This window comes from Algibacter sp. (genome assembly GCF_029245835.1).
GTDB lineage: Bacteria > Bacteroidota > Bacteroidia > Flavobacteriales > Flavobacteriaceae > Algibacter_B.
Map to the genome: position 1 here is coordinate 15,491 of NZ_JAQWOO010000066.1, position 19,680 is coordinate 35,170.

Here is a 19,680-nt window from a genome sequence, read left to right on the forward strand (position 1 = left end):
ACCAAAAAATTACGAACAAGCGGAGGAATTTTTAAGTTTGAAAAGCTTAAAATTGATCTGACAATTCCACTTTGAACTTTGTTCTTCTGTTCTCGGAATTTTTCTTAATCTATTCTGCGTCTTGGTGCTCAATGCTCTGATTTGATATGGGTTTTGACTTTCTATAAATATCTTCTTCTTTTCAAATTAATTTCAACTTTCTAAACTCTTAAAGTAAGAGTGAGTTCCCCTCCTTGGAGGGGTTAGGGGTGGGTTTTTGCGTTAGGGATTGCAGTGGAAAGCCCACAGCGGAGGTACGGAGCGAGGACTTGTAACGTAAAGCCCGACCCTTGTGGTAACGCCCTAATTATTATCATTTTCGAACCACTCTGCAAATGAGGTATCGGTTTCTTGAAGTTTTAAGGAGTGTAACTTTATATGCTTTGGTAAACGGCGACATATTTTTTTTGAGAAGTCTATAACCATCATTTCGCTAGTGGGTTGATAATCTACTAGTAAAACGTTATGCCCGCGATCTTGCAATTCTTTTGCTAACTCGACGTGGGGTGTGTTTTTATTGAAAACGGTGGCGTGATCGAAGACGTCTACAATTTCTTCTTTCACAATTTTTTTGAGATCGCCAAAGTCTATAACCATTCCAAACTTAACGTTTGTATTGTCTGAAATGGGTTTGCCGATAACAGTAACGGAGAGTTTGTAACTGTGCCCGTGGACGTTTTTACATTTTCCGTCGTAGCCGTAAAGGGCATGTCCGGTTTCAAAAGAGAATTGTTTGGTGATGCGAATATTGTTTCCCATTATCTTCTTTTTCTTTTATTTACAAAGTATATGATGATTAAAACTAAACCGAGGATTAAAAATAATCCGTTTCCGCTAAGGAATGACATGATGTCCATAGTGTTTGTTTATTGGTTTCTTTTTTTACTATATCTGTACATTAAATAAGCTAGCGCAACAAGGAAAACAAAGGGTAGCATGGAGCCAATAAAAACACCAATTTCGTAACCTTTATCGGGTGCGTTTTGGATTTTCTCTTCTATATCTACTTGTTGAAACAAAGTAATTAACAGATTCATAATTTTTTAATGTGCATTATGCGCCAAAGTTAAGTTTTTTGTGCTAGTGGCAAAAATAGTTGCCTGAATTTTATAATAAGTGGTATGCCTCGTGCAATTATCCAGAATGTTATGGCGATAAATATGGCATGGAGTTTATAATCTAAACTATCTAACCAAAAGAGTATGGGAATGAAAACGAGGAAGGTCGAGAATAAAAGGACGTTTCTGAGATATTTCATTTTACCAAGACCTTTAAAAATACCATCGAAAATAAAGGCTAAGGTACAGAGTGGTTGCATGACTAAAACAATCCAGAACACATTGTAAAAGGCTTCTAGAACTTCAGGTTCTTTAGTGAAAATCAGCCCGATTGGGTGGTAGAATATAGCGCCTAATACACCCAGAATAATACCGATTACAACACCATATTTTATTAGTTTGTTGCTTAGTTTAATGAGTGTTGAAAAGGCTTTTGCTCCAAATAACTTACCAGATAAAATGTTTCCTGCGCTGGCATAACCATCAACAATAAAGGCTCCAAGAAACCAGAGGTTTATAGCTATAGTATAGGCTGCAATATACTCGGGGCCGTAACTTGTTGCAAAGGCACTAGCGTAATACAGCGTAACATTTAAGGCTATGGTTCTTATAAATAGATTAAGAATCATTAAAACAAATCGCTTGATTTCTGGATTGAAAGGAAAACTTGGTTTTAATGGGATACTTGTTTTTTTTAAAAGGAAATAAGCTGAGAATAATGCCATTAGTATTTGTGCAATAACACTGGCGTAAGCTGCTCCTTCAATATTCATAGGCGCTATTAAACCATCTATTCCGTAAACTAGAATAATATCTAATAGGATATTTGATGTTGCTCCTATAATAGCAATTATCATAGGGTAATAGGTGTTTTGTAAACCTCGAAATGCTCCAAAAACAGCAATAGTAAATAAGGTAAATGGAAACCCTAAAACGCGAATTTTATAATAGATAACAGAGTAATCTAAAATTAAATCAGAAGCATTATACAGTTTAAAAATTTGTTTTGCAAAAGGGTATGTGCCAAATATTATAAGAATACTTAGTGAGGTTATTATAAAAATAGCTTGCGCCGGCAGGTTTTTTATACGATGTAATTTATTTGCACCAACGTATTGAGATACAATAGATGAAATAGCACTTCTGGTTTGCCCTAACACCCAAATAAGCATAGACATAAAAGTGGTTACAATCCCAACAGCAGCTAAAGACTCTGTAGCATTATATTGAATGTTTCCAACTATAGCCGCATCAGTTAATGACAAAATAGGCTCCGATACTCCAGAAATTAATGCTGGAATAGCGAGTTTGTTTATATGTTTTAAGCTGATATTTATATTCACAAGACGAGTTCATAACAATGAAAAGGATATTCACTTTGTTTAGGAAAAAATATATCTCCAAGTTTTTGGTACCCTCTAAGTTCGTAAAATTTTTGATTTCTAATGTTTTTTGAAAATGTATCTAACCGAATGGATTTGTAATTGTGTTTTTTAGAATAGTGTTCTGCAAAACCCATTAATTTTTGAGCAAATCCTTGTCCTTGATGCACTGGATGAATGGCTAACCTATGCACGTATATGTTGTTTTTATTAGGTGTTAACCAGGATATTGGAGTATATTCTTTATCCATTAAAGTCGACATTGTAATACACCCAATAATGCTGCTATTAGTTTCTAAAATGTACCATTCTCCTCGATTAATATCATTTTCAAAAGCTGTTTTATTAGGGTAAAAGGCATTCCATTGAAAAATGTTTTTTGCAATCATATGAGCTGCACAAGCTTTTGTAATTTTTAAAATTTTGTCGATATCATCGCATGTTCCTTTTCGAATCATTTAAATGTTTTACTTTTGCTTCAAATTTATTGTAAATTTAGTTTTAAAACTTACAAGCATGAAGAATATTTTAGTTCCAGTTGGATCGTCAAAAAATGCAATAAGCCATTTACAGTATGCTGTAGATTTCGCCGAAGCATTTGGGGCAAAGCTTTTTGTTGTGCAAGTGTACAATGTTTACACTAAAGCTGGTACTATGATTAAAGTAGATCAAATTATTGAAAGAGAAAGTAAAGCTTTTTTGGTAGATTTGGTTTCGAAAATTGATACTAAAGGTGTTGAGGTTATTGTAAAAACCTTAAAAGGTAAGTTAATTGATACTTTGGATTTAGCCTGTAAAGCTGCTGATGTAGATTTGGTTTTAGTTGAGCCTAGAACAAATTCTATTAAAGATGGAGTATATTTAGGAAAAACTTCTGGTAAGATTATTAAGCAAATGAATGTTCCTGCACTTATTGTACCAGAGGGTTATAAGTTTACACCACCATCTAATATTTTAATGGCTATTAAATCGGCAATAATAAAGAAGAAGGGGTCTTTAAAACCTCTTAAAGAGGTAAAAGATAAATTTAAAGCCACAGTAAACTTATTATTAGTAAAAACAACATACCATAATAAAGGGGACTTTGATGTTAACAAAGAATTAAAGACTGTGGTAAGTAAGGTTACAAAAACAGAAAATGCAACTACGTTTCAAGGGGTGTTATTACATTTTGAATCTCATAAACCAGATATGCTTTGTGTGGTAAGACGTAAACGCGGTTTTTTTGCTAAAAAATGGGAAAATAATACGATTCTAAAAAAGGATTTTCATAGTCATATTCCTGTTTTAGTTTTAAGTGGTTTAAAATAATAAAAGGGGATGTAGCTCAGTTGGCTAGAGCGCTTGACTGGCAGTCAAGAGGTCGTCGGTTCGAATCCGATCTTCTCCACGAAAAAGCAGCGTTTTTAAACGTTGCTTTTTTTATTTAAAGTCTTCGTTATAATACGTTGTGGCATCCTGTAATAGTAGTTCCATGTTTTCTTTTTCAGAAGCCATACGTTTTGTATCCCAATTGAAATAATTTACGAAATCATCTGAAATGATTTTCATATACTGTCTTACGCTTGGAATGTTAAAATAGAGTCTACCTGTACGACGTACAAAGAAATCGGCTAAACTATTTGCTATTTCATAATGGATACAGTACCAAAGTTCGGCTCTAATTAGGCGTTCTAAAGCATTTTTGTTTTCAAATTCTTTTGATTTTTGGATGATTATATCTGATTGTTTACCAAAAGTAGAACATAAATACCAAGCATGAAAAGAATCTGATATGCCTATATCTGAAAGTTTTAACTCCAGTTCCTTTTGATAAATATTTACACTAGAATAGTTTTCAAAGGATGGATAAACTAGAGGGGTTTTGTCGGTTTTAGATTTATTTAGGTCTTTTTTGTGTTTAGACTTCATTGTTTTTAAAACGGCATCAATAGCTCGATGTGCCATTTTTCTGTAACCTGTGAGTTTTCCGCCTGCGATAGAAATTAATCCGCTATCAGAAATAAATAACTCATCTTTTCTGGATAATTCTGAAGGCGCTTTATTTTCTTCGTGAATAAGGGGTCTTAAGCCTGCCCAGTTAGATTCAATGTCATCTATAAGGAGATTAATACTTGGGAACGTGTTATTTATTGCATTTAAAAGATAGGTAGCATCATCTTTAGTAACCACGACACGATCTAAATTTCCAGAATAATTAGTGTCTGTGGTACCAACATATGTAATACGCCCTCTCGGAATTGCAAAAATCATTCTTCCATCGGGGACATCAAAATAAATGGGTTGTTTTACAGGCAATTTTTCATGCGGAAACACAATATGTACGCCTTTGGTTAGGTGTAAATATTTATCGCTTATGGAGTGGTCTTTAGCTCGTAATTTATCTACCCAAGGACCAGTTGCCGAAACATAATTTCTGGCTTTAATTTGGAAGGTGTTTCCAGTAGTGTTATCAATACAATTTATACTTTTAATTTTGGAATCGATAGTATAATTGAAGGATTCCATTTCACAATAATTTATAATTGTTGCCCCAAAAGTAGCCGCTTTTTTTAATATTTCAATAGTTAAACGCGCATCGTCAGTTCTGTATTCTGCATAGAGTCCACCACCTAAAACCTCATTATTGTTTAATAAGGGTTCTTTATTTAGTGTCTCCTCTCTATTGAGCATAAGTCGTTTATCATCACCATTTACATCGGCTAAAAAGTCATATACTTTTAAGCCTATTGAGGTCATTATTTTTCCGTAAGTACCACCTTCAATTAAAGGTAAAAGCATTTTTTCTGGCACCACGAGATGCGGTGCTAATTTGTGTACAATAGCGCGTTCTGTTCCGGATTCTCTAACTAAACCAATTTCAAATTGTTTTAAGTAGCGTAACCCTCCGTGTATAAGTTTGGTTGATTTATTGCTGGTGCCAGAGGCAAAATCATGCTTTTCTATAAGGCAAGCGTTTAAACCTCGAGATGCAGCATCTAGAGCTATCCCTGCACCTGTTACACCACCACCAATAATGGCCAAGTCAAATTTTGTAGTTTGTAACTTTTTGATTTGGGAAGCTCTATTAAAGACTGAAAAATGTATCACGCTTAACTCTTATAAAAATAAATTTTAACTATTTAGAAATATAATACTTTTATCTACAGTCTCATTTAGATGTTGTGATAAATATTCTTTTCCCCATGGGTGTGAAGCCCCAAAAACGTGGTTAGCATTTTTTATAATTTCAAGTTTACTTTTAGAATTCCATTCATGAAGTTTTTCAGCTTCTTCAATAAAAACACTAGTGTCTTTATTTCCATGTATAATCAAATAAGGTATTTTTAAATTTGAAACTGCTCGTTTTATAGTAAGTCTGTCTTCGTTTGCAATAAAATCTTCATAGAACTGGTAATAATGTGGCATTTGTTGTTTTGTACGCCCGTTTAAAACATATTTAACACCCTCTTTTTTCCATTGTTTTAAATCGCCTTTTGTTGAGGTTCTTTTTGCAAAATCGCATACACCAGCAAGACTTATTACCTTTTTAACACGATGGTCTTCTTCCGCTTTTATAGTAACAATACCGCCCGCTCTACTATGGCCAATCAAGTTAATATTATTTAAATCAATATCGTTTTTAAATGTAGAGTTCGAACATATCCAATCTATTACGGTTTCTAAATCATCTAATTCTTTCGTGTAATTATTATTTCCAAAAGCTTCTAAATCTGGAAAGTCTATAGGCTGTTCTAGAGTACCTCCGTTATATGAAAAATTAAATTTTATAAAGAAGAAACCCGCTTCAGCAAAAGCTTTAGCCATGAGATTCCAAGCGCCCCAATCTTTAAAACCTTTGTAACCATGACAAAATATTACAATGGGTTTAGCGGTTTTGTTGTCTTGATAAAAAACATCAGTAAGGATAGGTTTTTGGTGTTTACCAAGAAGGATTATATTTTTAGAATTCGTCATATTAAACTTCTTTTTCGGTGAAATCTATTTTAGGGTTGCAAATTTCAATAATGAGTTTTTTTAGCTCATTTTCAAAAGCAATTAAAGTATCATCGGTTATTAAAGTGTTTTTACTTCTGCTGAAAGCACTTTCTTTTTTTGCAAATTTTAAAAATCCATCATTCAGCTTTTTAAAAGAAATAATGCCAGCTTCAATAGGCAATTGAATTTCTTTTGATGTATGCATCATATAAGCATAAGTTAATATTTGAAAACTTTTGCTATACTTTTTGTAATCTGTAGTAATGTCTTCCCAATTAACTACTTCTACTTGATTTTGTTGAACACTACCCGTTTTATAATCGATAATTCGGGTTGTACCGTTACATGCATCAACCCTATCAACTTTTCCTTTAATTCTTATCGGAAAATCGAGCTCAGAGATATTAATTGTAATATTATTATTTGCTTCAATAGCAATAATTTTAATTTTATCGCCAGCTTTTAAAGCTTTTATTTCTAAGTCTAAAAAGTTAGAAACATAGCGTTTTGCGACTTCAAAAACAATGAGATTCTTGCCTTTTGTAATATCACCTTCTTTGTATTCTTTTTTAAAATGATAACTTACCGTTTGTTCAATTTTAGGTTTTAAATTTTCAATACCTTCAACAGTTAAAAAATGCCCAATAAAAGGCTCGTAAAAATCTTCTAATGTGTTATGTACAACTGTTCCTAGGGTATTTGCAGCCACAGTTTCTTCAACATCATCATGATCTTTTATTTTTAAAATTTTCTGATAATAAAAATCAATAGGATTTCTCATATAGTTTGTTAATGATGAAGGAGAAAAGCCTTGATTTGCTGTTTCAATTATTTGTTTTTGTAAGGCTTCTGTTTTTTTTACAACGTTTAAATGCCTCTCAATAGTTGGTACTTCGGGAGCAATAATTTGATGATTTATTGTATGAATGTCCTCAAGTTCTAATTGCGTAATAAACCTGCTTTTTTCTCCGCCAGTTAAAACATCAGCTTCTGTATTATATACTATATAAACGTTTTTTGCCCGCTGTAAAAGTTTGTAAAAATGATACGTATAAACAGCATCTTTCTCTTTATAAGTGGGTAAGTTGTTTTCTAGTTTAACATCAAAAGGAATAAAAGAATTATTGCTTTTACCAGCTGGCAATATCCCTTCGTTTACAGATGAAATAATGACTGTTTCAAAGTCTAAAACACGAGATTCTAACATGCCCATAAGTTGTAAACCTTGTAAGGGCTCGCCTTGAAAATCTAAAGTTTCACTGCTTAAAAGCTCTTTGTAAATACTGTATAATGAGGAAATATCTTTTATGTGCTCATGCTCATTGTTTAATCTAGTAAGTTCATTAAATAGTTCATTAAAACGAAACACGTATTCTAATGATAATAAGTTTGAACTTTTGTTTTTATCTAATGCATATTTAACTTCTAATATGAGTTTAGAGCAACTCTCTAAGGCTAAAGGTATTGAATTCTGCCAATTAGAGAACAATAAATCTATGACACTGTTTTGCTTAGTTATTTTACTTAACCTGTCTTTATTTAAATAAACGAGATTATTATTATCTATAGTTTCAACGATTTTAGATGAATAATCGATTCCTTTAATATATAATAAAGGCTTTATAAATTGATGTGAAATGATATTAATAACATCCTTATAATAAAATGAATTTGAATTGATTTTGTGTAATTTAAAAAGCGCATCAAATAATGACGCTAATGGAATTGACTTTAAAGGGAATCCCATAGTAACGTTTAAAGCTTTAATGCTGGAAGGTAGCGAGTTCAGCACAGGGATTAATAAGTTTTCATCGCCTAAAACAACTGCAGTATTATTTAACGAATCATTATTTTTTTGTAAATCACTTAAAAGCGACCCAATATATTTTGCTTGACCTATATTTTTAGGTATTCCAATTGCTGAGATATTTTTGTCTCTTGAATAATTTTCAGTTATCCAATTAAAGGTGTTGTTTTTAAAGTATTTCCAGTTACTTAGATGTTGTCGCGTGAATAAAGCAGCATCATGTTTTTGGTTGTTCATAAAAACCTTATCAATATCCCAATAAATTTTTGCTAAATTATTTTGAAGTAATTCTTGAATGATGGTTTCTTCAGAAGTATTAAGGGCATTAAACCCCACAAATATGTGTGTTTTTTCTAAGTTGTTTTGAATATAAGCTTCTAAATTTTCTACAGCCTCTCTGTAAACTAAGCCTTGGTATCCAACTTTCTTATTTAAAAGATAGTCTGTAAAATGCGTGTAATAGTTGTATAGTTTATTCCAAAAAGATAAATAGTTTTTTACAAAATCGGTTTTATTCTCTTGTAAAGACCAATGATTTAAATCTTGAATAGCACTTAAATAATTAAATATTTTTTCTTGAGGAATTAAATAGCGATCAATTTCATTAAAATCTTGAAGTAATATTTGTGCCCATTTTGAAAACGACTCAAAAGCATCTGTCTGTTCTTTTTTTGTATGTTTTTTGTAAATGGAATAAAATTCAAAAAGAAGCTCTGTATTAGAAATAGATTTAAGTTGAGATAGCTCTTCCACAAATTCTTCAATACTTAAAATTTGGGGTGCAAATACGGTTTGATTAATAACTTTAGTGAGTTCATTTTTTAAAAACAGTCCAGCTCTTTTACTGGGCAAAACAAATGTTAAATCAGAAAGGTTTTGATTTTTGTTTTGTAGATCTTTAAGAACATCGTGAATGAAAGTTGTCATTGTATAAAAATAAAAAACGCTTCGGATATCCGAAGCGTTTTTTGTAAACTTATTTATTTTAAATTACGTTAGCTTATTTTGCTAAGTTAATTTCTACACGTCTGTTGTTTGCTCTACCAGCTCTATTTTTGTTAGAATCAATTGGTTTAGATTCTCCATATCCAAGAGTAGAAAGTCTGAATGCATCAATACCATTTTCAACTAAGTATTCTTTCACAGAATTTGCTCTAGAATCAGATAATCTTTGGTTTAATTTCTCGCTACCTACGCTATCAGTATGACCTTCAACTGTAAATTTAGCTGTTGGATATTCTTTAAGTATACTTATAATATCAGCTAATACAGCTTGAGATTGAGCTTTGATACTTGATTTACCAGTATCAAACAAGATTGTTTTAGCATACTCATTAAGCGTTTTTTGAACTTCAGCACTTACTTCAGGACATCCGTTGTTTGCAACAGTACCTTTAACGTCTGGACATTTGTCATCTTTATCTAATACGCTATCACCATCAGTATCTGGCCAAGGGCATCCTTTGTTTGCAGAAGGACCAGCAGCATTAGGACACTTATCGTCAGCATCAGTAACCCCGTCACCATCAGCATCAGGACAACCGCTTAAAGCTTTTAAACCAGCAACTGTAGGACAGTTATCTTTGTTATCAGCAATACCATCACCATCAGTATCAGGACATCCATTAAGTTCAGCTAAACCAGCTTCGTTAGGACAATCATCTTTACTATCTTCAATACCATCGCCGTCAGAATCAGGACATCCGTTGAATGCTTCTAAACCAGCAACATCTGGACAAGCATCATCTTTATCGTATATACCATCACCATCAGTATCAGTTCCACCAAATTTGATAGAAAGACCTGCTGTATGTTGGAAATGCGTATCTAAGTACTCTTCAAATGCATGTTTGTACGACGTTTGGATTGTTAAACCGATATTGTCACTAAACCATAAGTTGAAACCTAAAGTCCCATTTAATGTACCAGCACCAATTTCATCAATCCAAGTGTAACCACCACCAATTCCTGCAAAAGGATCAAAGGTTTTTCCTTCTCGGAAGTTGTATTTAATAGTACCATCTAAAGCATAGTATGATAAGTCATCAACGCTGTTAGCTGTGTCAGGATTTACACTAATGTCTCCCCAATTTTCTATTTTATTCAAAGATCCAGCAAGTCCAAAAGAAAAACCATCGCTTAAATATTTAGATACAGAAATCGTAGATAAAGAAGGTAAAATGTTCCAGTGATCAGTTACGTTTGCGAACTCACCTCCAAAGGATTCACTAGTAAAACCACCACCTGTATACAGAGCGCCTTCTCCAGAAGGATAAGCATCTACTGCGTTTACACCAATAGTAATTTGCCACGGGTTGTTGTTGTCTTGCGCATTAACGTTACTATAACCAAGTACAAGCAACATAGCGAACAATAATCTGCTAAGATTTTTCATATTCAAAAGTTTAATTTTAAGTGTTAATTATCTGCAAAAGTAAGTTGTTAAATGTTATTAACAAAGACAAATATAAAAAAATATTATACATATCGTTTAGTCTTTTTGAGGATTACTTGCACTCATTTACTAGTTAAGAATGAGTTTAGATAATTTTTTAGTGGTATTCAACATTAGTAAACGTAGTAATAATCTTGATTAATAGCGTTTTTATTGTGCTAAAAACAGGTGTATAGGTATTCTAGATTTTTATTTATAATGTATTACTTACAAGTGTAATACATTATTTTTAAAACAAATTAGTGTTTTTTAAGGTGTTTTATCTCATAATTATAAATGAAGAAGAGCATTGTAATCTCCATTTGTAGCATCAAAATCAGGGACTTTTGTATCTTATTTTGATACTTTAAACATCTATTGGTTTCTAAATAACTTTTACTGAAATAGTATCATTTAAATAAATAAGAATTTTTTTACTGACAGTTATTTCCATATCTTCTAAAACATCTTGATAAGATTGAAGTTGTTGCCAGTGTTTTTTATCTTCTAAACCTGTTTTGTAATCTATGATTATGGCATCATTATTAGCGTTTACTACAATTCTATCTGGTCTTAAAATAATACCGTCTTTAGCTATAATATCGCGCTCGTTATATATGGTATAACCGGAAGTATAATAATTTTGAAGTTCTGGATGATTAATAATACTTATAACTGTTTCTTTTAAAGCTGACGCTTGTTCTTTATTTATAGCAGAAGACTTTAAGAAATTGGTAATTACAAAATTAACGTCAGCTATTGTTTTTATTTGAGCCATAATATTATGAATCAGATTACCTTTCTCTATAGCTTCTTGTTGACTAGTATCCCATAATAAAGCTGATTTTGTTACGATTCTTAGATTATGATCTTCTTTTGCCGTTGAAATAAATTCCTGTTGAAAATTAGTTTCCTCTTTATTGGAGGGACTTTTTGATGTTTTTTTAGGATTTCCGAAACTATACCTAAGTTCTGAATCATTCCAAATGCCTTGATGTTGCAGAAAATGTATTAATAGCCCTGAATATTTTTTGGTGTTTGCTTCTCCTTTTGATGATATATCTTTAGTTGAAATAACATGAATTTGCTCAATGGCTCTTGTTAAGGTAACATAAAGTAAATTAATATTGTCTAATTCTTGCTCAGATTGATGTTTGTTATAAATACGCTTGCCTTCATCTCCGTAATTCTCAAAATCTTTATTATAATTTAAAAGTGTATGCGAAAACCCATTATATTTTTTTGCATCTATGCCAAACCATTCTTTAGGTTCTAATTCTCTATAAATGTCTAAATCGGCATAAGGAAAAATTACTACAGGAAATTCTAAACCTTTGGATTTATGAATGGTCATGATTTGAATGGCATTTTGCCCTTGAGGCGAAATAATACTTAAACGTTCTTTTTTCTTTTCAAAGTAGTCTAAAAACCCTGAAAGATCTGAACCTTTTTTTTGTGAAAATTCTAAAACTATATCTAAATAGAACTGAATGTAGGCATTTGATTTATTAACTAATTTGAAACTTCTAACAATGGTTTCAACTAAGTCATAAAGCGGCAATTGTAATAATGAGTTACTATCAACAAAAACCTCATAATACTCTAGGTTTTTTAATAACTTATCATTAGAAAGGTGGATGTGATTTGTAAAAAAAGCATGCTTATCTTCAATATTAAAAAGTGTCGTTAAATAACTTAAAACTTTAATTTTTGTTTCATTGTTTTCTGGTTGAATAAAAAGTGCTAATAAATCATTAATAAAAACCACATCGGGCGAATTATTAATCAGTAATGTTTCAGATGAAATAATAGGAATTTTATGCTGACTTAAATAATCAGCAATGGCAACCCCTTCTTTTTTCTTTCTTACTAAAACACAAATATCTTCAAGGTTAAAACCATTTTCTATACAGGTATTAATGGTGTTTAAAACGGCTTCAGGAAAAATGTCGTTTCTATCATCTTCTTTGTCAATATCTAAAAAAGATAGTGCTACAAAACCGTCTTGTTCTTCAGTTATGTTTTGATGCGCGTTTTCATAAAGCGTTTTATAATCGTCATTATTAAAAACCAGATGTGCTAAAAACTTAAAAAAGCTGTTATTAAAACCAACTATTTCTTTAAAGCTTCGGTAGTTTTCTTCAAGGTTTTTAACATCTTGCTCTAAGTGAAAAGGGATGTTTTTTTTGTTAAACAAATCTATGAATTGTTCTGCCTTCCCACCACGCCAACGGTAAATAGCTTGTTTTGCATCGCCAACTATCATGGTGCCCCCATTAGTGGTAGATAAAGAGTTATCTAATAAAGGAATTAAATTCCCCCATTGCATAATTGATGTATCTTGAAACTCATCAATAAAATAATGTCTAAATTTTTCGCCTAAACGTTCATATATAAAAGGAGTTGGCTGTTCTGCAATTTCATTGCTGATAATACTATTGAATTCTGAAATCAGCATTTTGTTCTGATCTTCTTTTAAGGTTTGTAATTCACTATTTATAACTTTTAAAACGGATAGGGGTGTTATGTTTTTATAAAATCCTTTTAAAAATTTTAGATGAAATACTTGAACTTTAATTGTTTTGTATAAAACTTCAATTTCTGGTAACAAACGATCAATAGTGCTGGCTAATTCCGGACTTAATTTTTTTGTATAAATACTTTTCCTTTCAGAAATATTGTCGCCTAATTTATTTGCGTAAACCCCGTTCAGTTCTAATTTAGAAACTTTTATAAAATGATTTGGCAATGTGCCTCTAGAAAAATCGGTATGTTCTAACCCTGCTTCTTTAATTAAAGTAAGAACAGTTTCAGCGTTTTTAATAATGTGTTCTTCTAAACTTGTGATTTCTTTTTTCAGCTGAGACTTAAGTACTTTAAAATCTTTTAAAGATTTATCCTTTAAACTATTTATAAATGGGATATCATTTTCATTTACCAAGAGTTTAGCAATCTTGTTAAAATCAAAAGACACATCCCAACTTTTATCATCGTCTGCTTTTTCAATAGCAAAATCAATTAAAACTTTTGTAAGGGCATCATCATTTCCAGCTTTTGAGATTAAACTATCTACAGCTTCGTTAAGTAATGCATCTTGATCTAGCTCTACTTCAAAATTCAAAGGCAACCTTAAATCATAAGCAAAAGTCCGTATCAATTTATGAGTAAAACCATCAATAGTAGAAATATCAAAAGCTGCATAATTGTGCAGTATAGTATTTAATAATTTTTTAGATTTTTCATGTAGTTTATTTGGTTTCATATCTAATTCGTAACAAATACGCTCAAACATGGAGTCCCCACTTTTTAAAACAGCAGCATCAGAAAATGTTTTAAGTGTTTCAATAATTCGAGCTTTCATTTCTGCAACAGCCTTATTGGTAAAGGTTATAGCCAAAATGCGTTTAAAAGGCTTTGGGTGATTTGATTGAAATAAAATTTTTAAATATTCTTTTACAAGCGTATAGGTTTTTCCGCTTCCAGCCGAGGCATTATAAATTGTGAAAGGATACGTTTTTTGCATGAAGAATGATTTGCGTACAAGATAAAAACTATCGATGGTTTGATAACAATTTATTATTTTTAAATGACCTGTATTATGCGTAAATTTGAATGCAATTAAATAATAATAATTAAAACAAAATAATTATGGCTTTCGAATTACCGAAATTAGGATATGCTTATGACGCCTTAGAACCTCATATAGACGCAAGAACCATGGAGATACACCATTCAAAACATCACCAAGGGTATACCAACAATTTAAATAATGCTATTGCAGGAACAGAATTAGAAGGAAAATCTATTAACGATATTCTTGGAAATTTAGATATGAATAATGGTGCTGTTAGAAATAACGGTGGCGGATTTTATAACCATTCATTATTTTGGGAAGTAATGAATCCGGAAGATAGAGGCTATTTATCAGGCGATTTAAAAGATGCTATTGAAGCTGCCTACGGATCTAAAGATGAATTTATAGCTGCGTTTTCAAAAGCGGCAGCAACTCAATTTGGTTCCGGTTGGGCATGGTTATGCGTGCACAAAGGAGGTAAAGTAGAAGTTTGCTCTACACCAAATCAAGACAATCCATTAATGCCAGGTGTTACCTGTGGTGGTACGCCTATTTTAGGGCTCGATGTTTGGGAGCATGCATACTATTTAAATTACCAAAACCGTCGTCCAGATTACATCAAAGCATTCTTTAATGTTGTTAACTGGAATGAAGTTGAAAAACGTTACGCAGAAGCAAAATAAAATATTTTTTATTTTAAATATAAGGGCAAATTCAGAAATGGATTTGCCTTTTTTTATGGCGCTACCCAAGGGTTGGGCTTTTAGTTTATCCTGAGCGCTGTCGAAAGGCTGTATCTTTTTAAAATGTCAAAACCAAACGTCGTTGCGAAAAACGTGAAGCAATCTCTTTAATTACACAAGATTACTTCGTCGTGCCTCCTCGCAATGACGGTATATTTATAAAAGTTTTAAAAAGGATTTCCGTTGCAATTCCTAACCTATTTAAGTAAAGCAGTCATTAATTTAACCCCATTTTACATATGCAAAATTTAGAGTTTAGAATTTGAAGATTTGAATGGAGATTGGTTTAAATGTATTTGTTTTATAAGCATGTTATGTTTAGGTTATTTTTCAAAGTTTAAATTTTGCGGTTCAGGATTTAAATTAAACGAACTTTTGTCATTTGAAGACTCATTAAATTTCTCTGCGGAATTCCCAATAATTTCAAAAATTAAATGATCAATCCAAACCTTTCCAGATCCAACTAGTAAAATTCCAAAATTCATAGTGGAGCTATTTTCAGGGACATCCAAAATAATCTCATAATTAGTCCAGTCTGTTCTGCCTTTACAAACCCACTCAGTTTAATTCTTTTTCCGCTATACTGTTTGGCTTCACAGGACTGCATTAAAGTTCCAAAACCATTAGATATTGAATCTATCGATTCAAGAAATGCACTTTGATTCCCATTTTGGAAGATCGATTTGTCCAATCCAATTTTATAACTTTCGGGAATGCTTCCAGTTTTGAACCAGCCTTTCAAAGTTGTCCCTCTACATGAATGTAGTGCTATAATTAGTATTACTAAGAAGAAGGCAATTGAACCAATTTTTTTTAGAGTTTTCATAGTCGTTTAGATCGTAATGTTGTCTAATATCCAGCTTACACAAAACTTGTTATATAGTCACTTTTATGTTTCATATCCCGTAAATAAGTCAGGATATGGTAAGTATTTTGTTGTTGTTATCCGGTAAATATAAAATATTTTAGAAGAGAAAGATTACAAAAAATTATAAAAAAGAGACTCCCATTTTCACGGGAATTGTATAAAATGAAAAAGGTGAACGAGTGTTCACCTTTTTGCCCCAAATCTACCATAAACTTAACCTACTTATGTTATGGTTCTTCAAATATATGGCAGCTGTATTGTTTGTTAAAATATTTTAGTTAAACGACGCAAATATTGGCTTAAAAGAGGTTATGCCCGTTAATTAGGGTAAAGTGCAAACATTCAAAATAAAATTAAAAAAGAAAATAAATGGCATAAAAAAAGGCGAACAGATGTTCACCTTTTTTTGCCCCAAATCTACCATGAACTTAACCTACTTATGTTATGGTGAGACCAATTTATGTGTAATTTAAATATTCTGATTATTTTTTAGATAAAACGCATTTTTTCTGGTTAAAATACATTTTACTTGGTTTTGTATTGTGAATATTATCAATTTAGTAATTAATATGCGCGTTCATTATTGCCTTCGTAAAAGTTGATAAATGCTCTATTTACTACTCTATTGCCTCCCACTGTAGGATAGTTTCCTGTAAAATACCAGTCTCCTAAATGATCTGGACAAGCCTTATGTAAATTTTCTACAGGTTGAAAAATAATTTTCACTTCAGCTTTTAAAGATTCATGACTTAACAACTCTGAAATTTTATCTGAAATCTGTTCGTCTGTAAACGGATCATAAATCTCTTTTACAAAATTCTGAACGTGTTTATCATCTAAATCAGTTTGCTTAATACATTTAGTATAGACCTCTTTTACAATATCGTATTTCCCAGCTTCTTTTAACAACTCTAAAGCAGCTCTAAAAGCCACCAAACTTTCAAGGTTTGCCATATCAATACCATAACAATCTGGATAACGAATTTGAGGGGCAGAAGATACTACAACAATCTTTTTAGGATTTAAGCGGTCTAGCATTTTTAAGATACTCATTTTTAAAGTGGTCCCTCGTACAATACTATCATCAATAATAACAAGATTATCTGTTGGTTTAATGACGCCATAAGTAACATCATAAACGTGCGCAACTAAATCATCACGACTACTATCTTCAGTAATAAACGTTCTAAGCTTAACATCTTTAATAGCTATTTTTTCTATACGTGGTCTTTCTTCTAAAATTTCGGTAACTTTTTTAGCAGACATTTTTCCGCCACCGCTTAAAATAGCCTGCGTTTTTTTTACATTTAAATAATCTTCAACGGTTTCAATCATTCCAAAAAATGAAGTTTCAGCGGTATTAGGAATGTATGAAAAAACGGTGTTTTTGGTATCGTTATCAATGGCTTCTATGACTTTAGGCATTAATAGTTCACCTAACATCTTACGCTCTTTATATATTTCGGCATCACTACCTCTTGAGAAATAAATACGCTCAAAAGAACATGATTTTCTTTCCAGAGGTTCTAATATCTTTTTGATTTCAACCTGACCCGATTTTTTGGTTATAATGGCACATCCAGGATCTAATTCCTTTACATCTTCAAAATCTACATTAAAAACGGTTTGAATTACTGGACGTTCAGATGCTACCACAACAATTTCATCATCTTGATAATAATAGGCAGGTCGAATTCCTGCAGGATCTCTTAATACAAATGAATCTCCATGTCCAATAAGGCCAGCCATAGCATAACCACCATCCCAATTTTTGGCCGCACGTCTTAATATCTTACCAACTTTAAGTCGTTCTGCTATTTTAGGAGAAGCATCTCTTTTATTATAACCTTCTTTTTTTAAGTCTTTGTAAATTTTGCTAACGGCATCATCTAAAAAATGACCAATTTTTTCCATAATGGTTATGGTGTCGGTATATTCTTTTGGGTGTTGTCCTAATTCAATAAGGTTGCTAAAAAGTTCTTTAACATTGGTCATGTTAAAGTTTCCAGCCATAATTAGGTTTCGGTGCATCCAGTTGTTTTGTCTTAAAAACGGGTGAACACTTTCTACACTGTTTTTTCCAAAAGTTCCGTAACGAACATGACCCAATAAAACCTCTCCTATATAAGGAATGTTTCTTTTTTGTGCCGCAACATCTTCTTTATATTCTGGATGAGATTCAAACTCTTGATTAATCCGGTCGTTAATTTGAGCAAAAATATCCTGAATAGGTTGTTGTGCTACAGAACGTACCCTACTAATATAACGCTCTCCGGGTTTCGTATCTAATTTTATACTTGCAAAACCAGCACCGTCTTGACCACGATTATGCTGTTTTTCCATCATTAAATACATTTTATTTACACCATAAAATGCACTTCCATACTTTTCTTTATAAAACTCTAATGGTTTTAAAAGCCTAATCATTGCTATTCCACATTCGTGTTTTAAGGCATCACTCATAGTTATAAATGTTTTCGCTTTACTCATTAATTCACATTAAATAATAATGTATTCGTGAATCTTTGATTTCGCGGATAAAAATATTTTAATCAAAAAACGCACTCAATTTAAGAGCACGTTATTTTATGTTAGTTCTATTTCAAATTGTGTTAGTTGCTTAAATTGTAATAGTCGTTTATGTACTTCGCTATTAGATAAGTTTTGCATGCGCTCAGTACCAAATTTCTCGACACAAAATGAGGCTAATGTGGAGCCATATATTACGGCATTCTTCATGTTTTCAAAAGAAACATCACCAGTTTTAGCAAGGTAACCTGCAAAACCTCCTGCAAATGTATCGCCAGCACCAGTAGGGTCAAAAACTTCTTCTAACGGCAAAGCGGGCGCATAAAACACATGGTGGTTATGAAACAATAAAGCGCCATGCTCTCCTTTTTTAATCACTACATATTTTGGTCCCATCTCATGTATTTTTCTTGCTGCAACCACTAAAGAGTATTCTCCAGTTAGTTGTCTAGCTTCTTCGTCGTTTATGGTAATAACGTCTATACGCTTAATAACTTTTAGCAAATCATCTAAAGCACAATCCATCCAAAAATTCATGGTGTCTAAAATCACTAATTTTGATTTTTCTGTCATTTGATCTAAAACACTAGATTGGACGCTAGGATGTAAATTTCCTAACATAACCACTTCAGCATCTTTATAATCTTCGGGAACAACAGGATTAAAATCAGCAAGTGTATTTAGCTCTGTTGCTAAAGTATCACGAGAATTCATATCGTTGTGATATTTTCCACTCCAAAAGAACGTTTTACCTTCTTTTACAATTTCAATACCTGAAACATCAATATTTTTAGTTTCTAATAAATCTAAATAGGCTTCTGGAAAATCGCCGCCAACAACAGATACCGCAGCAGCATCTACATTAAAATGGGAAGCAGCAAGACCTATGTAAGTTGCAGCACCACCAAGAATTTTATCGGTTTTACCGAAAGGCGTTTCAATAGCATCAAAAGCTACAGTTCCTACAATTATTAATTTACTCATAAAATGAGGTGTGAAATTAAGCTGCAAATATAAGTTTTTTTATAGATTAGAACGACTATATTTTTTTCAATACATACTGCAGTTTATAATAATTTTTAATCTAAATGTGACTTTTTAGAAGAGGAGGTGTCTTAATATTTGTAAGCTATTAACCTGAGTTCGATTATTAAAACAGGCAAACTTGATTGGAATTTATAGTTTGAAATTTAATAGACGGTTTTTTAGGCAAGAAGCTATATGCGATAAGCCCTGAAATCAGGTTGCTAAGAAAGTTCCCAAAGCTT

Annotated in this window: 14 protein-coding genes and 1 tRNA gene; 3 read left to right on the forward strand and 12 right to left on the reverse strand. The window is 32.0% G+C overall.

Annotated features, from left to right (window positions below; translation table 11 throughout):
* Nucleotides 1-342: 342 nt before the first annotated feature.
* The 4 genes from P8K68_RS10660 to P8K68_RS10675 all read right to left on the reverse strand — a co-directional run bounded on the left by P8K68_RS10660 (nt 343) and on the right by P8K68_RS10675 (nt 2,937).
* Nucleotides 343-798, reverse strand: a complete 456-nt coding sequence (locus tag P8K68_RS10660; protein WP_300250639.1) for a 6-carboxytetrahydropterin synthase — start codon at nt 796-798, stop codon at nt 343-345.
* A gap of 107 nt (nt 799-905) precedes the next feature.
* A complete protein-coding gene (locus P8K68_RS10665) occupies nt 906-1,076 on the reverse strand; it encodes a hypothetical protein (RefSeq protein ID WP_300250642.1) in 171 nt (56 codons plus the stop codon).
* Nucleotides 1,077-1,105: 29 nt separating this feature from the next.
* Nucleotides 1,106-2,440, reverse strand: coding sequence for an MATE family efflux transporter (locus tag P8K68_RS10670; RefSeq protein WP_300250644.1), 1,335 nt, complete (start codon nt 2,438-2,440; stop codon nt 1,106-1,108).
* Entirely contained in the window at nt 2,437-2,937 is a 501-nt protein-coding gene (locus P8K68_RS10675) for a GNAT family N-acetyltransferase (RefSeq protein WP_300250646.1), read from the reverse strand. Before P8K68_RS10675 ends, P8K68_RS10670 begins: the two co-directional genes overlap by 4 nt.
* 58 nt (nt 2,938-2,995) lie before the next feature.
* Between P8K68_RS10675 and P8K68_RS10680 the strand changes: the two genes are divergently transcribed.
* Entirely contained in the window at nt 2,996-3,790 is a 795-nt protein-coding gene (locus P8K68_RS10680) for a universal stress protein (protein ID WP_300250648.1), read from the forward strand.
* A gap of 5 nt (nt 3,791-3,795) precedes the next feature.
* Nucleotides 3,796-3,869: transfer RNA gene (locus P8K68_RS10685), tRNA-Ala, on the forward strand.
* A 32-nt stretch (nt 3,870-3,901) separates the two neighbouring features.
* Here the strand turns inward: P8K68_RS10685 and P8K68_RS10690 are convergent.
* From P8K68_RS10690 to P8K68_RS10710, 5 genes are all read right to left on the reverse strand, one after another.
* Nucleotides 3,902-5,569 (reverse strand): glycerol-3-phosphate dehydrogenase/oxidase, encoded by a 1,668-nt coding sequence (locus tag P8K68_RS10690; RefSeq protein WP_366143746.1) that lies wholly within the window; start codon nt 5,567-5,569, stop codon nt 3,902-3,904.
* Nucleotides 5,570-5,593: 24 nt separating this feature from the next.
* On the reverse strand, nt 5,594-6,436 hold the full coding sequence (locus P8K68_RS10695) for an alpha/beta fold hydrolase (RefSeq protein WP_300250650.1): 843 nt from the start codon (nt 6,434-6,436) through the stop codon (nt 5,594-5,596).
* 1 nt (nt 6,437) lies between these two features.
* The gene (locus P8K68_RS10700; RefSeq protein ID WP_300250653.1) at nt 6,438-9,191 is read right to left on the reverse strand and encodes a PD-(D/E)XK nuclease family protein; all 2,754 of its coding nucleotides are present in this window, start codon (nt 9,189-9,191) and stop codon (nt 6,438-6,440) included.
* 73 nt (nt 9,192-9,264) lie between these two features.
* Nucleotides 9,265-10,659: an OmpA family protein gene (locus P8K68_RS10705; protein WP_300250656.1), complete on the reverse strand. Its 1,395-nt coding sequence runs from the start codon at nt 10,657-10,659 to the stop codon at nt 9,265-9,267.
* Nucleotides 10,660-11,083: 424 nt separating this feature from the next.
* Nucleotides 11,084-14,221 (reverse strand): UvrD-helicase domain-containing protein, encoded by a 3,138-nt coding sequence (locus P8K68_RS10710; protein ID WP_300250659.1) that lies wholly within the window; start codon nt 14,219-14,221, stop codon nt 11,084-11,086.
* Nucleotides 14,222-14,346: 125 nt separating this feature from the next.
* Between P8K68_RS10710 and P8K68_RS10715 the strand changes: the two genes are divergently transcribed.
* Complete coding sequence (locus tag P8K68_RS10715; protein WP_300250661.1) at nt 14,347-14,955, forward strand: superoxide dismutase; 609 nt, start codon at nt 14,347-14,349, stop codon at nt 14,953-14,955.
* A gap of 383 nt (nt 14,956-15,338) precedes the next feature.
* On the opposite strand, the gene P8K68_RS10720 is transcribed toward P8K68_RS10715, so the two are convergent.
* The 3 genes from P8K68_RS10720 to P8K68_RS10730 form a co-directional block, all read right to left on the reverse strand.
* Nucleotides 15,339-15,500: a hypothetical protein gene (locus tag P8K68_RS10720; protein WP_300250664.1), complete on the reverse strand. Its 162-nt coding sequence runs from the start codon at nt 15,498-15,500 to the stop codon at nt 15,339-15,341.
* A gap of 947 nt (nt 15,501-16,447) precedes the next feature.
* Nucleotides 16,448-18,346, reverse strand: a complete 1,899-nt coding sequence (locus P8K68_RS10725; protein ID WP_300250669.1) for an amidophosphoribosyltransferase — start codon at nt 18,344-18,346, stop codon at nt 16,448-16,450.
* A gap of 123 nt (nt 18,347-18,469) precedes the next feature.
* Nucleotides 18,470-19,396 (reverse strand): PfkB family carbohydrate kinase, encoded by a 927-nt coding sequence (locus P8K68_RS10730; RefSeq protein WP_300250666.1) that lies wholly within the window; start codon nt 19,394-19,396, stop codon nt 18,470-18,472.
* Nucleotides 19,397-19,680 lie beyond the last annotated feature (284 nt).

Excerpts from the sequence above, each read along its gene's own strand:
- P8K68_RS10660 (WP_300250639.1), bottom strand. The coding sequence starts at position 798 with ATGGGAAACAATATTCGCATCACCAAACAATTCTCTTTTGAAACCGGA.
- P8K68_RS10710 (WP_300250659.1), bottom strand. The coding sequence starts at position 14,221 with ATGCAAAAAACGTATCCTTTCACAATTTATAATGCCTCGGCTGGAAGC.
- P8K68_RS10725 (WP_300250669.1), bottom strand. The coding sequence starts at position 18,346 with ATGAGTGATGCCTTAAAACACGAATGTGGAATAGCAATGATTAGGCTT.
- P8K68_RS10705 (WP_300250656.1), bottom strand. The coding sequence starts at position 10,659 with ATGAAAAATCTTAGCAGATTATTGTTCGCTATGTTGCTTGTACTTGGT.
- P8K68_RS10715 (WP_300250661.1), top strand. The coding sequence starts at position 14,347 with ATGGCTTTCGAATTACCGAAATTAGGATATGCTTATGACGCCTTAGAA.
- P8K68_RS10720 (WP_300250664.1), bottom strand. The coding sequence starts at position 15,500 with ATGAATTTTGGAATTTTACTAGTTGGATCTGGAAAGGTTTGGATTGAT.
- P8K68_RS10675 (WP_300250646.1), bottom strand. The coding sequence starts at position 2,937 with ATGATTCGAAAAGGAACATGCGATGATATCGACAAAATTTTAAAAATT.
- P8K68_RS10700 (WP_300250653.1), bottom strand. The coding sequence starts at position 9,191 with ATGACAACTTTCATTCACGATGTTCTTAAAGATCTACAAAACAAAAAT.
- P8K68_RS10730 (WP_300250666.1), bottom strand. The coding sequence starts at position 19,396 with ATGAGTAAATTAATAATTGTAGGAACTGTAGCTTTTGATGCTATTGAA.
- P8K68_RS10665 (WP_300250642.1), bottom strand. The coding sequence starts at position 1,076 with ATGAATCTGTTAATTACTTTGTTTCAACAAGTAGATATAGAAGAGAAA.
- P8K68_RS10680 (WP_300250648.1), top strand. The coding sequence starts at position 2,996 with ATGAAGAATATTTTAGTTCCAGTTGGATCGTCAAAAAATGCAATAAGC.
- P8K68_RS10695 (WP_300250650.1), bottom strand. The coding sequence starts at position 6,436 with ATGACGAATTCTAAAAATATAATCCTTCTTGGTAAACACCAAAAACCT.